We start from the raw sequence: 14,266 nt of genomic DNA on the forward strand, positions 1-14,266 counted from the left end.
CGTTACACTATTGCAAACAAAATTACATATAAATAATACTATTATTAGTATGGACTAATATCACTAATGTGTTATACTAATAATCAGATTCAGTGAACAGACTTGGAATGCTGTTGCTTCCATACAAAATCCATCTCGAAAAGGTAGGTATCTTATATGAATACGGTGGAGAAATCCAAATTACTTAAGGAATTGCTGGACCAAGGCAATTTACACAAAAACCTGGTTGTCCCACAGCTTGTTGAGAAAATTTTATCCCGTGAAGAAGGAATTCTGACCGCCACTGGTGCAGTCCGTGCTACTACCGGGAAATATACCGGGCGCTCCCCGAAAGATAAATTTATTGTACGTGATGAAACATCTGAGGAGCTTGTTGACTGGGGAACAGTAAACCAGGCAATAGATGAAGCTAAGTTTGAAAACTTATATGAAAAAGTTGTTGCTTATTTAAAAGATAAGAACGAACTCTTTCATTTTAAAGGATATGCAGGAGCAGATCCAAAGTACCGCCTGCCAATTCAGGTAATTAATGAATACGCATGGCATAATCTTTTTGCCCGTCAGTTATTCATCACTGCGGATGATGAGGAATTTACCGACCGTGAATCTGAGTTCACCATCATTTCTGCCCCTACATACAGGGCAGATCCAGAAATCGACGGTACAAACTCCGAAACGTTCATTTTGGTTTCATTCAAAAAAAGAATCATCCTGATCGGCGGTACTGAATATGCCGGCGAGATTAAAAAATCAATCTTCTCTGTCATGAACTACTTGCTGCCACAACGCGACATCCTGTCCATGCACTGTTCAGCAAACGTTGGCCAGGAAGGCGATGTAGCACTATTTTTCGGTCTATCAGGGACAGGAAAAACTACGCTTTCTGCGGATCCGTACCGTCGGCTGATCGGTGATGACGAGCATGGCTGGAGCCCGAATGGGGTTTTCAATATTGAAGGCGGCTGTTATGCAAAATGTGTTAATCTTTCACAGGAAAAAGAACCGCAGATTTTTGACGCAATCCGTTTCGGTTCGGTTCTCGAGAACGTAATTATTGAAGATGAGTCAAGACTCCCTAACTATGATGACACATCACTGACAGAGAACACCCGTGCAGCATACCCGCTCGAAAATGTGGATAATATTATTTCTCCAAGTGTCGCGGGACACCCGAATACAATTATCTTCCTGACTGCAGATGCATCAGGCACATTACCGCCGATCAGTAAACTAACCAAAGAGCAGGCAATGTACCATTTCTTAAGCGGTTATACCAGCAAGCTGGCCGGAACAGAGCGTGGGGTAACCGAACCGCAGGCGACATTCTCTGCCTGCTTTGGCTCACCATTCCTACCGCTTGCGCCGTCTACCTACGCTAAAATGCTAGGTGAGAAAATTGATCAGTACAACACGAATGTTTTTCTCGTGAACACTGGGTGGACTGGTGGCAAATACGGTGTTGGTAAGCGAATGAAACTTTCCTATACACGCGCAATGGTGCACGCTGCCCTGGAAGGTGAACTCAATTCCGTTGAAACAGTTACCGATGATATTTTCGGTCTGGAAATACCAATGCATGTACCAGGCGTTCCAGCCGAGGTACTAGTACCTAGAAATGCATGGGACGATCAATCAGCCTATGAAGAAGAAGCAAAATCACTGGCAATAAAGTTCCACGAGAACTTCAAGAACTTCGACAAGGCAAGTGATGATATTAAAAATGCAGGCCCGATTTATCGGCCTCAGTAACTATGTTTCCTCATCCCAAAAGGATTTTAAAATATGAAGGAAAGTTTATGTCAGCTAAACTGGCAGCCGGTCTCCTACCTCTACATAGGGAGCCGGCTTTTTTTTGGTTAGGAAAGCATGTCTGCAGTTCACATAACGCCCAGTTCTGCATAAACTATGGAAACAAATATCTGGCTTTTACTTACTGATCCTAAGGAGGGAAATTCATGTCATTTCTTACCTTGGATACCGTATCTCACTATTATTTTGCCAGACACAGTTATACAAAAATACTCGATAACATTACCTTCTCCGTAAAAGAAGGTGAATTTGTCACGCTGCTTGGACCTAGTGGCTGCGGGAAATCCACCCTTCTTTCCATGATCGCAGGAACTGTGAAACCCACAGAAGGTAACATCCACTTATGCAATAAGTCACTGGAGGAACATAATATCACTATTGGATGGCTACTGGAGAAAGATTATTTGTTCCCGTGGAAAACAGTTATAGATAATATGCTCGTTATCAGACAAAAAGAAATAAAAGAAAACGCATTAACGCTATTGGAGAAAACAGGACTCTCCAGTTCATATAACCATTATCCATCCACTCTTCCTGCCGGGACCAGGCAATGTATTGCTTTCCTACGTGCTCTGTTATGTAACCCTGATATTATTTTACTTGATGACCCTTTTTCAAAACTCGACTATCAGACAAAGCTTAAACTTGAGGAAATGGTTATCCATCTTTTACACAGTCATCAACAGACTGCGGTATTTGCAACCAATGATATTGACGAAGCAATCGCGTTAAGTGACCGGATTGTTTTACTCAATTCAGATGTGGGGTCAATCACTAAGATTTTTGAAGTGCCATTGGAATTACGACAGGAAGTGCCCCTTTTGGCAAGACAGCATCCCAAGTATCAATTGTTGTTTGATAAAATCTGGCAGGAAATGAACAAAAACCAAACCAGGTCGGTAAACAAGGTGGTGCGGTCTCGGCATGATTTATAATCCGGAACGTCGTCTGCTTCAACATAACAAGGACAGATTAAACCGCGAAAAAAAGATAACGCTGCTTACACACGCAGGTAGTTTTTTAATACTTATTGTTTTGTGGGAACTTGCCGGGATACTCGGATGGATTTCCATTTCGCCTTTACGTTCCCCTGTTGAATTAATTGGCTGGTCTGCCCAGACAATTATAAACGGAGAAATGCTCGCTCATGTGAAGTCGACAATCACAGCCGTATTGCTTGGCTGGATTTCTGGAGTAATCGCTGGAATACTTGCTGCCATTTTAATATGGAGTTCAAGATGGATTTCCATTATAGCCGGCCCTTATCTAAAACTGATTGAATCATTTCCTAAAATCGCAGTTATTCCCCTTCTATTATTTCTTCCGGTAGCTGACCATATTGCAATTACAGCAGTATGCTTAGTTATCGTTTTCCTTTCTATCATCATAAGCAGCTATAATTCTTTTCTGGGTGTTGATCCGAACTACAAACGAATTCTCGGTGGTTTGGGAATGGGAAGATGGAGGATTTTCATCAGAGCAATTCTTCCTGCCTCCTTTCCAGTTATCTTTTCTGAAGCGAAGACCAGTACCAGGCTTGCCTGGGCAGGAGTAATAGTCGCCGAGTTATTGGCCGGCGAGGAAGGGCTCGGTTATCTTCTGGTAAATAGGATGAGAGTATCAGATTATGGAACGATGATTCTAACCCTGTTCATCATTATATTTCTTTCAGCCATCTTGTACAGATTAATGGATCAACTAGAAAAATGGATTATCAAAAACCGTTATAACTAGCAAACTTGGCAATTGTTATTAGGGGTCTTCGAAGTTAGATTTAAGGTCCCTAGGAGGGCAAGCTTTGCAGTATATACTACTGTGGAATATGGCGGGTTCTCTTAATAAATCAATGAGTGACCGTACGAAGTGATAATCCTGGCAAAACGGTACTCATCAGGGTTATGAGTGACCGGTCGATACGATAATACGAGCAAAACGTCACTCATCGAGGGTATGAGTGACCGGTCGATACGATAATCCTGGCAAAACGTCACTCATCGGGGGTATGAGTGACCGGTCGATACGATAATTCCGGCGAAACGTCACTCATCAGGGTTATGAGTGACCGGTCGATGCAATAATCCCGGCGAAACGTCACTCATCGGGGTTATGAGTGACCGTTCGATGCAATAATCCCGGCGAAACGTCACTCATCAGGGGTATGAGTGACCGTACGATGCGATGATCCCGCTGAGACAATCACGGCAGACCGTCACTCGTTAAAAAATCGCCCCGTGTCAGGGCGATTTTTTACTGTACTCTTTTGTTACCACACGTAAACAGTGCGTTAATACATCATCTTTCATAATGAAACTGTAATTCTGATTCTGCTTAACGTTAGCTGGGATGGTTTCCAGTTGAACTGGTCCCTCAGTTTCATAATAGTTATCTTGCTCAATCAGCTCAGCAATTTCAGAAAAGTAGACATTTTTTATAATTGTCCCGCCCTTGCCATTTACGAAATACTGTCCGACATAACGAATGGATTTAATTTCTCCACCCGTTTCCTCCATCACTTCCCTGACCGCAGCATCCTGTGCATGCTCACCGTCCTCCACTTTTCCACCAGGAAATTCGAGCCCCCGGTCCTTATGTTTAGTGAGCAGCCATTTGTCTTTGTATCGACAAATAACCCATACATGCTTCGGCTCTCGGGAAAATGGATGATCTTCAAATGATAATTTTACTTGGTTTCGATAATAGTCTCTGAATGTATACATTGCTTCAACTGCTTTCCTGATTTACTGCTGATTAATATGCTATATCGGTTATTTTCCACTGCTTTCCTGTACGGGTGAATTCAAAATTAATCGTATACGAACCATATAAATCCGTTACATTGTGCTGTTTTACTGTTACAGTATTTTTACTTTCTTCCACCTTTTCATAACTATTCGCTGCATTAAACCACGGCGGCGTTTCAGTTGGCTTTATAAAGAGTCCATTTGCCCGCTCGATAAAATAGAAGTCGACATATTTGGACGCCACTTCTTTCGTTGTTATGGACTTAAATGCATTGAGCAATTCACTTTTAGTATTAAAGTTTTTTACTCTGTTCTGGTTATCAATCTCTTGCACCAGTGTATCCATAAACCCTCCTGTGAGGGAAACAATCTGCTCATGGGTAAGATTCTTCCCAGATACTTTTCCCTCTGCTTTCTTAGCATTCTCAAGCACTGTCTCTGATGCTTTATGCTGTCCGACAGCCTCCGCTCGTTCAGTTCCTGTAGTTGCTTGAAGTGTGAATATTAATGGTAAAATAATTGCTACACCGATAACCAATTTTATGTATTTTTGACGCCAGTTTATTCTCATCGTTGCTTGTCCCCTTTCAATACATATATAATACGGTTATGGTTATACTATTCCTTAATACCCAGATTCATAAACTATTAATTAGAAAAAATTACTAGAAATCAAATTAAAAACGCTTAAAAAGGAATAAGAGCAACCACTCTTATTCCTTGTGGAGAACCAGCTATTTATTTTTATCATCCAAAATACCCAATCCCTCGATAAACTCTCTTGTCTGATCATCTCCAAGATCATGAATCATTTCAAATGCTTCTGCCAATCCTGCGTCATACTCGTCATTTGCCTTATCATTATGATATTCCATAATAGGCACATGGGAACGTACATATGCCCGTCCATCAGCTACGTACATTTTATCCATCTTTTCACGCAGAATTCTCGCTTCCTCTTCTGTGGCATAAACTATAAACTCATCGTTATTTCCGTACTTAATCTGGGATATTTCCTGACTGCCTATATTGACATAAAACTTTTTCCTATCCATATGCACACCTCCTACTGATAACTTGCCTAAATTTAACCAAAACATGTACAAAAACACGCCCTACGGAAAGCTTTTTAGGAGGAAGGTGACTTTATCCATTAAAAAACCCCGTCAATCGTTTGATTGATGGGGTTATATTATCTATAAATATTATTTAAAAGCTGTTTGAGGAGAAGGCGCTCCGTTTGCATAAATACAGCGGCCTCTGCCATGAGGGATACACATTGGCGTACCAAACATCGGATCAAATGTTACATCACATTTCATCTGAAAAACTTCATGAACTAAATTACATGTAACAATTTCTTCAGGTTTGCCCTGAGCAAATACCTTCTTATCTTTGATTGCAACAATATGATGTGCATAGCGGCATGCCAAATTCAAATCATGCAGAACCATTACAATTGTACGACCATCTTTTTCGTTAAGTTCAAAAAGAAGATCCAGCACGTCAATCTGATGGGTCATATCCAAATAGGTAGTAGGCTCATCAAGTAAAATGGTGTCTGTTTCCTGTGCAAGCGTCATTGCAATCCAGGCTCGCTGACGCTGGCCGCCTGACAGTGAATCAACCGGACGATCTTTCATGTGCAGCATATTGGTAGCATCTAATGCTTTAATTACTGCGTCTTCGTCCTCTTTGGACCACTGTTTTAAGAACCCACGGTAAGGATGCCGTCCCTGTTTAACCAGTTCCATGACGGATAATCCCTCTGGTGTAACAGGACTTTGTGGCAGAATGGATAACTTCTTTGCAACTTCTTTCGTACCCATTTTAGCAATGTCCTGACCATCAAGCACAACGTCGCCGCCTTTTGGCTTAAGCAATCGTGCAAGTGAACGCAACAATGTGGACTTCCCACAGCCGTTTCCGCCGATAAATACCGTTATTTCGCCTTTAGGTATTGTTATATTCAAATCATCGATTATTATATCTTCGCCATATCCAAGCGTTAAATCTTTCGCCGTTAAAGTTTGCATTGGAATCTCTCCCCACATCTTATACATTCTTTCCACTAAAAAACACATACATATGTACAGGAATGTATATGCAAAGTCTTCTCTGTAGCATTATATCTATAGTTTATTGGGTTTTTTGATATAAGTCAATGATTTTGAGAATCATTTTCATTAAAATATACAAATCAAACGACAGAAATATGAACACTTTTTATGAAAGCAAGCTAGTCAAGCGGTTACGAACAAGTTTGTTGGAGGCGTTTCTGGGTAATTGGTCGATAAAATGTATTTCTTTCGGAAGTTTATAACTTGCCAGGTTTTCAGCAGCATATTGAAGTATCTTTTCAGGGGTAAGTGTCTCATCGTCGAGTACTACAAATGCCACAGGAACTTGGCCCCACTTTATATCTTCCCGACCCGTGACACCTGCTTCACGGATACCTTCCATGCCCGAAAGCACACTCTCAATTTCGGTTGGATAAATATTTTCGCCGCCTGAAATAATCAAGTCTTTTCGCCGGTCAACAACGTACAGAAAGCCCTCGCCATCTGTATATCCAAGATCACCAGTTGAAAGCCAGCCGTTCGTGAGTGCTTTATCCGTCGCCTCCACTTTATTATAATATCCTTGTGTAACCATTGGTCCTTTCACCAGAATTTCACCAATTGAACCCTTCTCAGCATCTATTTTTAGCTGGGCAGGAAATAAGGGTTTCCCTGATGAGCCGATTCTTTCCAGGGCATCTCCTGGGCTGAGCGTAACAATCTGAGAAGAAGTTTCCGTCATACCATACGTCTGATATATGGGAACGTTTTTTTCTTTCGCCTTCTCCAATAAAGCTTTCGGTGCTGGCCCGCCGCCCAAAAGCATACACCGGAATGACTCAGGATAGGAATTTTCACCAAGCTGGTCAATCAGTTCCCGCACCATTAACGTTACCACCGAAACAATCGTTACACCGCTCGACATAATTGCCTGATGTACCTGCTGCTTATCATACTTCTCCATCAAATAAACCGGCATACCGTAGATTACACTTTTAAGAAGGATGGACAGCCCTCCGACATGAAAAATCGGTAGCGTCACTAGCCATTTATCATGTTGGTTAAGCCCCAGGTTCAACATGGAACTGACCGCACTCCACCAGTGATTTCCGTATGTATGCATCACACCTTTAGGAAAACCAGTAGTGCCCGATGTATAAATAATCGTGAAAATAGCGTCTAGATCGATTTCGTTTATTAATTCTGCGGGTTGCCCCTCGAGAGCCTCTATATCGTTAAATGTATAAGTTGGAACATGAAACGAGCTTTGCTTATTCTGAGTAAGGATTACAGAAACATCAGCGTCACGAATTTGGTAATGGACCTCCTTGTCAGTCAAACGAATATTTAGCATTACCGCTACAGCCCCGAGATAGCTTAGTCCATGAAGTGCAATCACCATATCAACGTGATTAGCTGAAAATATTCCAACCTTAGCTCCTTTCCTAATCCCTATAGAAAAAAGCTTTTCAGCAAATAGCTGACTTCTTCTCTTTAATTCAAGAAAAGAAACCTCCGTACCATCCGGGAGTTCAATCGCGGTCTTGTTTGGGGAAAGTTCAGCTTGTTTTGTAAGCCAGTGCGGCATTAATTCAGGCATAATGGGTACCTCCCTGTTCGGTATAAAACACTAAGCATAACAGGAAAACCTTTGCCGGAAGCAAAGGTTTCTGCATAACTTTCTATATGAGAATCACGGAAAACGCGGAAACTGTTTGAAGTCCGGCTTTCTTTTTTCTTTAAATGCGTCACGGCCCTCTTTTGCCTCATCAGTTGTATAGTAAAGAAGAGTCGCGTCGCCTCCCATTTGCTGCAGGCCAGCAAGACCATCTGTGTCTGCATTAAAAGAAGCCTTCAGGAAACGAAGTGCTGTTGGAGATTTCTCAAGCATCTCCTCACACCACTGCAACGTCTCTTCTTCCAGTTTTTCCAACGGTACGACTGTGTTGACCATGCCCATCTCATAAGCTTCTTCTGCACTGTACTGGCGGCATAGATACCAGATTTCACGTGCGCGCTTATGTCCAACCATGCGTGCTAAGTATCCAGCTCCGTATCCGGCATCAAAGCTGCCTACTTTTGGACCTGTTTGTCCGAATACAGCATTGTCTGCAGCAATCGTTAGATCACAAACAACATGCAGGACATGTCCACCACCAATAGCATACCCCGATACCATCGCAACAACCGGTTTAGGGATAGTGCGGATCAGTCGCTGAAGGTCAAGTACATTTAGCCGTGGTATATGGTCATCGCCTACATACCCTCCATGGCCGCGTACTGACTGGTCACCGCCGGAACAAAATGCTTTATCCCCGGCACCTGCCAAAACAATTACTCCGATTGATGCATCATCCCGAGCATCAGCAAATGCATCGATCATCTCATTTACAGTCAATGGAGTGAACGCATTATGTTTCTCCGGACGGTTCATGGTTACTTTTGCAACACCATCGTATTTTTCATAAATAATTTCTTCATACTTTTTTGCTTCTTCCCATTGAACAGTCATTAATTTTCCTCCTTTATCATACTTATACAGATTTAAACAGATACTTCCTTAACAAACTCATTGACTATTTTACCAAAAAATCCGGGTCTTTCCACGTGAAGTGCATGTCCGGCATCTTCTGCGATAATCAGCTTGCCTTCCCGGAGCTCTTTCTCCATTGCTTCATTTAATCTGACAAATTTTTCATCAAGTCTACCGACTACCAAACAAATAGGCATTTTTAGTTCTGGTAGCCTGCTCCACCAAGATGGCTGGGAACCGGTGCCCATATAACGGAGTGACTCAGCCAGGCCCGCTTCGGTTTGAGAAAGCCGCTCTTTACGAACTTTACTTTGCACAAATTCCGGTAATGCTTTTTGTGTTTCAAACAATGAGATGTTTTCCCAAAAATCCACAAAACTGTTTAACCCTTCTTGTTCGATACGCAGTGCGAGCTGCTCATCATTCTCTTTTCGAGCAAATCGTTCTTTGGAGTCTTCCAATCCAGGTGAAGCACTTTCAAGAATAAGTGACTTTACCATTTTCGGGTTGAAAACTGCGAAAGAAAGAGCGGTACGACCACCCATTGAATAGCCGACAAGGTGAACCGTATCAAGATTAAGATGGCTTAATAGGTCAGCCAGGTCACTACAGAAACTCTCCATCGTTTTCGGTGTTTCCGCAGTTGTTTTACCATGGCCAGGCAAATCGATTATTATCATGGTGAAGTCATCACTGAAACAATCCACAAAGCCCTCCCACGTACTGCTGGCACCGGTGAAACCGTGGAGGAAAACAAGCGGCTCTCCCTCCCCGAACATTTCATACCAGTAAGAGGCATCTTTTACCTTATAATACATACCAAAATCATTCCCTACTATCAAGCACCTCTTGCTCGATATTTTTCCAGATATTCTTGTGCCATTCCATATTAGCTGTCCTGTCAGTTTTAACCTCAATCACCGACAATCCCTGATGCTCGTAACTCGCCTCGAGTGCATTCTTGAGTTCAGCTTCACTGGAAGGATTGCTGTATGTCCCTCCATACATTTCGATTGCCTGTTTAAACTCAATGTCGAGCGGTGTACCAAATAACGCTTCAAAGTGGTTTTCATAGTTGGCTTGCGGTAGAAATGAGAATATTCCACCGCCATTATTATTGATAATTAAAATAGTAATATTAAGCTGATAATGCTTAGCGGCAAGCAGTCCATTCATATCATGAAAGAACGAAAGGTCGCCAAGCAGCAATGTCACCGGTTCACCGTCCGTGGCAGCCCCAAGTCCACTGGAAACCATCCCATCAATCCCATTTGCCCCGCGATTAGCCAAAATAGTAAGATGCTTTGGTGTCGTCATAAAGAAAGAATCAAGATCCCGAACAGCCATACTGTTGCCCACGTAAAGACTGGCAGCCTCAGGAATAACCTCAAGCAACGCACGGGTTGCCTCACCCTCTGTTACCGCGGACTGCTCACCCGTATTATTAAGATGTTTCTTGGCTAGCCGGTTCATCTCCTGCCAGGTTTCCAGCCATTCACTATCCGGTTCATTTAATTTCCCGGTTTCGACTAGATCCCGGCAAAATAGCTTGGCATCTGCATAAATAAATCCGGTCTCATTTCCGGCAGGCTCCCGGTATCCTGCCTCACTCTCCACCACGTACTGCGGAACGTTCGCATGCTCATTAATATAAAACAGATACGCTTTTGATACCGGCATTGCACCAAAGCGGATAATGTAATCAGGCTTAAGCTCTTTACGTATTTCGTTATTCCTCAGAAACGCGTCATATCCCTCAATGACCAAATCCTTTTGATGCAGACCCGACCTTATTTGGGAGAGTGGATCGGCAAGCACAGGTACACCGAGTGATGCAGCAAGCTCTGTAACAGCAGCAGCGAATTCACCATCGGTTTGAGGTCCACAGACAATCAAGCCTCTTTTTTTACTGCTGAATTTATTTCTTAAATCGCTAATCTGTTTACTGTCCAAGCGCCGTGCCCCGGACGTAACCGGATAATAAGCATGCGCGTCTTCACGCTTGCCCCATAAATTATCCAGCGTAAAATCGGGAATTAACGGTTCGCGCAGTGGAAAATTCAAATGTACAGGTCCCGCATTTCCTTCCTGTGCAGTGTTTACTGCCCGGGACGCTTTGCTGCGCGCATATTCAAGCATTTTGTTATCACCTTCAGGCAGTGCCATCTCATGGAACCATTTTGGGTAGTCACCGTATAATTTAATCTGCCCGATGGACTGCGGAGCGCCAACATCCCTAAGTTCATGTGGGCGATCAGCAGTTAGTACAATAAGTGGTACCCTGCTGTAGTACGCTTCAACGATGGCGGGAAAATAATTGGCAGCTGCTGTTCCGGATGTACATACAATTGCGACTGGCCGCTGTTGTTTTTTTGCAATACCGAGGGCAAAAAAAGCTGCCGATCGCTCATCAATAATCACCCACTGATTAATGGCAGGATGCTCCGTCATTGTCATAGCCAAAGGTGTGGAACGTGAACCCGGGGATATAACGACATCTGACAGGCCGCTGGATGCAAGTTCATCCACAAAATTTCCGATATATCGTGTTAAAGCATCTGTGTGATCCATAGTTAGCCTCCCAGAACGGACATCATTGGTTTGAATTTGATTTTTGTTTCTTCATATTCGGCTTCTGGATTCGAGTCTTTTACCACTCCACACCCAGCAAACAGAGAAACCTCATTTCCCCGGATGAGTCCGGATCGGATTCCAACCGCAAACTCCCCGTTTCGGCTGCTGTCCAGCCAGCCGATTGGCGCACCATACCAACCCCGGTCCACGTTTTCATACTTACGAATAAATTCGAGGGATGTATCCCGTGGCACTCCACCAAGCGCTGGTGTAGGATGAAGTTCTTTTACAATATCAAAAATACTGAAGTCTTTATTTAATGTTGCCGATACCGGTGTGTATAGATGCTGCAGATTCCTCAGTGGATAAATAACAGGCTTGTCCGGTATATTTACATCCGAGCAATACTTTTCCATTGCCTGTCTAATCATTTTCACCACAAAATCATGCTCACTTCGATTTTTCTCATCATGAAGAAGTGTTTCTGCAATTTGATCGTCTTCCGCTTTGGTCTCTCCCCTTGGAGCGGTCCCTGCAAGGCAAGTTGAAAGCAGCCGATCCTGTTCAAGTTTTACCAGTCTTTCCGGTGTCGCCCCAACAAAACAATCACCCTCACGCTCAAAAGCGAAAACAAAACTGTTTGGTTGAGAAGAAATCAAATTATTTAATACAGCAGTAATTTCAACATTGGCAGAAAGCTTAAGCCTAAGTTCACGGGCCAACACTATCTTATCCGTTGTACTGTGACGGATTTCTTCAGTTGCACGCTGTACCACCTGCTTCCACTCATCAGGAGCAATCTCCTCTGTGGATTGAATATCTACCTCCTGAGGAAAATAATCAGGGGATGACAGCAATACTGCTTCCTTTTCCCTTAACGAGTCTGCCAGTTTTTCCGGTTCATCTGCAGGGTGCACCTTTACCGTTACAGTAAAATAACTGCTACTGTTATGAACGGTCAGCAAAAATTCAGGGATGATAAAAGAACTTTCATCAAAATTCTTCCATAAAGCCGATTTACTCCCCTTGGGGTCAAAAGACATACCACCCATGGCGAGTAGCCCTGTACCAGGAACATCAAACGGGTTATGAATGATTGCCTTTCCAAGTATTTCCTGCCACTTTTCTTCGGTTTTATCAAAACGGTCCGAACTAGCAGTTATCCGGTGAACAGACCCTGCCCCAACCAACCAATAGTCGTCAGCGGTGCTCGTCCAAAATGTACGGTTAGTCGAGAATTTTCTCGCCGATTCAAAAACATGGAGTGGGTCAATATTATTTATCTGTTTTGTTATACTAATTATTTGCGGTTCATTATTAAATTTTGCACGTTCAACCGCATTCTTCAAGAGTGATTCTATCCGTCCCTCTTTTATATCTATCATGAGTTCTAAACCTCCGTATTAAAAACAATCACAAATCACCACATCTATTTTATTCTCTTTTGAGCTGTTTCTCAAGAAATGACCTTTCAGGGTGGCCATATTAGTGTTTCAAGGTTAGTGTTAATAAATGTTACGTTTTCATGAAATTTTCCAATTGACACCCCAACTCGGATTGCCTAAACTTAATATGATATAGACAAATAGGGGAGAGAAGCAACTTGAATTCTACAAACGAAACTTCCGTCAGACAGGTGCTGAATGAACGAAGCGGTTTTCAGGTCTGGTGGCGGTTATTAAGACCACATACGTTAACTGCCTCTTTTGTTCCTGTTTTCGTGGGAACAATGCTGGCCTTAATTGATGAAGGTATCCATATATTCCTATTTTTAGCGATGCTGCTGGCATCCATGCTGATCCAGTCAGCAACGAATATGTTTAATGAATATTATGATTATGTGCGCGGTTTGGATAACGAGGAGTCTGTAGGCATAGGGGGAACAATTGTCCGTGATGGAATATCGCCTAAAACGGTCCTAAACCTTGCACTTACCTTCTTCGGTATTTCTATCTTGCTTGGGGCTTACATCTGCATGGAGTCAAGCTGGTGGATTGCGGCGGTTGGTTTAGCCTGTATGCTTTTTGGTTATCTATATACAGGTGGACCTATACCAATTGCTTATACTCCATTAGGTGAACTGTTTTCCGGATTCTTAATGGGAACCGTTATTATCGGAATCAGTTATTTTATTCAGACAATGACGATTACAAGCTCCGTAATCTGGATTTCTGTGCCGGTGGCTATTTTTATTGGCGGGATAATGATGGCAAACAACATCCGTGATCTGGACGGAGACAAAGAGAACGGCCGGAAAACGTTGGCCATTCTGCTGGGAAGAAAGAATGCCATCCGGTTCCTTGCTATTATGTTTGTTTTAGCATACGGACTTACGGCTGGTTTTATCATAGCAGGGATGCTTCCAGTATTATCTATCCTGACCTTCCTCAGTGTTGTGAAAGCCATCGAGGTCATCAGGAAGTTTCAGGGGAAAACACAACCAATTGAAATGCTTCCTGCAATGATTGCCACCGGAAAAACGAATACTATTTACGGGTTTTTACTTGGTATTTCTTTATTAATCAGTAACTTTATCTAAAAAGGGGCTT

The 14,266-nt window shown here is 42.7% G+C and carries 13 protein-coding genes; 4 read left to right on the forward strand and 9 right to left on the reverse strand.

Annotated elements, in window-relative coordinates; genetic code table 11:
* Nucleotides 1-156 precede the first annotated feature (156 nt).
* The 3 genes from pckA (at nt 157) to ACFO3D_RS10295 (ending at nt 3,543) form a co-directional block, all read left to right on the forward strand.
* Complete coding sequence (pckA, locus tag ACFO3D_RS10285; RefSeq protein ID WP_390295567.1) at nt 157-1,749, forward strand: phosphoenolpyruvate carboxykinase (ATP); 1,593 nt, start codon at nt 157-159, stop codon at nt 1,747-1,749.
* 206 nt (nt 1,750-1,955) lie between these two features.
* The gene (locus ACFO3D_RS10290) at nt 1,956-2,744 is read left to right on the forward strand and encodes an ATP-binding cassette domain-containing protein (protein WP_390295569.1); all 789 of its coding nucleotides are present in this window, start codon (nt 1,956-1,958) and stop codon (nt 2,742-2,744) included.
* A complete protein-coding gene (locus ACFO3D_RS10295; protein ID WP_390295571.1) occupies nt 2,734-3,543 on the forward strand; it encodes an ABC transporter permease in 810 nt (269 codons plus the stop codon). The genes ACFO3D_RS10290 and ACFO3D_RS10295 overlap by 11 nt, the downstream gene beginning before the upstream one ends.
* Nucleotides 3,544-4,043: 500 nt before the next feature.
* On the opposite strand, the gene ytkD is transcribed toward ACFO3D_RS10295, so the two are convergent.
* From ytkD to ACFO3D_RS10340, 9 genes are all read right to left on the reverse strand, one after another.
* Nucleotides 4,044-4,526, reverse strand: coding sequence for an RNA deprotection pyrophosphohydrolase (ytkD, locus tag ACFO3D_RS10300; protein WP_390295573.1), 483 nt, complete (start codon nt 4,524-4,526; stop codon nt 4,044-4,046).
* Between the two features lie 31 nt (nt 4,527-4,557).
* Complete coding sequence (locus ACFO3D_RS10305; protein ID WP_390295575.1) at nt 4,558-5,121, reverse strand: hypothetical protein; 564 nt, start codon at nt 5,119-5,121, stop codon at nt 4,558-4,560.
* 163 nt (nt 5,122-5,284) lie between these two features.
* Nucleotides 5,285-5,605 (reverse strand): hydrolase, encoded by a 321-nt coding sequence (locus ACFO3D_RS10310; RefSeq protein ID WP_390295577.1) that lies wholly within the window; start codon nt 5,603-5,605, stop codon nt 5,285-5,287.
* 150 nt (nt 5,606-5,755) lie between these two features.
* Entirely contained in the window at nt 5,756-6,586 is an 831-nt protein-coding gene (locus ACFO3D_RS10315) for an ABC transporter ATP-binding protein (protein WP_390295579.1), read from the reverse strand.
* 190 nt (nt 6,587-6,776) lie between these two features.
* Nucleotides 6,777-8,210 (reverse strand): o-succinylbenzoate--CoA ligase, encoded by a 1,434-nt coding sequence (locus ACFO3D_RS10320; protein WP_390295581.1) that lies wholly within the window; start codon nt 8,208-8,210, stop codon nt 6,777-6,779.
* Nucleotides 8,211-8,303: 93 nt separating this feature from the next.
* Nucleotides 8,304-9,122 carry a 1,4-dihydroxy-2-naphthoyl-CoA synthase gene (menB, locus tag ACFO3D_RS10325; protein WP_390295583.1) on the reverse strand — a complete coding sequence of 273 codons (819 nt, stop codon included), beginning with the start codon at nt 9,120-9,122 and terminating at the stop codon, nt 8,304-8,306.
* Nucleotides 9,123-9,154: 32 nt separating this feature from the next.
* Complete coding sequence (gene menH, locus ACFO3D_RS10330; RefSeq protein ID WP_390295585.1) at nt 9,155-9,961, reverse strand: 2-succinyl-6-hydroxy-2,4-cyclohexadiene-1-carboxylate synthase; 807 nt, start codon at nt 9,959-9,961, stop codon at nt 9,155-9,157.
* Nucleotides 9,962-9,968: 7 nt separating this feature from the next.
* On the reverse strand, nt 9,969-11,714 hold the full coding sequence (gene menD, locus ACFO3D_RS10335; RefSeq protein ID WP_390295587.1) for a 2-succinyl-5-enolpyruvyl-6-hydroxy-3-cyclohexene-1-carboxylic-acid synthase: 1,746 nt from the start codon (nt 11,712-11,714) through the stop codon (nt 9,969-9,971).
* Nucleotides 11,715-11,716: 2 nt separating this feature from the next.
* A complete protein-coding gene (locus ACFO3D_RS10340) occupies nt 11,717-13,102 on the reverse strand; it encodes an isochorismate synthase (protein ID WP_390295589.1) in 1,386 nt (461 codons plus the stop codon).
* A 218-nt stretch (nt 13,103-13,320) separates the two neighbouring features.
* On the opposite strand from ACFO3D_RS10340, the gene ACFO3D_RS10345 reads away from it, so the two are divergent.
* Nucleotides 13,321-14,256: a 1,4-dihydroxy-2-naphthoate polyprenyltransferase gene (locus ACFO3D_RS10345; RefSeq protein ID WP_390295591.1), complete on the forward strand. Its 936-nt coding sequence runs from the start codon at nt 13,321-13,323 to the stop codon at nt 14,254-14,256.
* Nucleotides 14,257-14,266 lie beyond the last annotated feature (10 nt).

This window comes from Virgibacillus kekensis, assembly GCF_042654125.1.
GTDB classification, from domain to species: domain Bacteria; phylum Bacillota; class Bacilli; order Bacillales; family Amphibacillaceae; genus Lentibacillus; species Lentibacillus kekensis.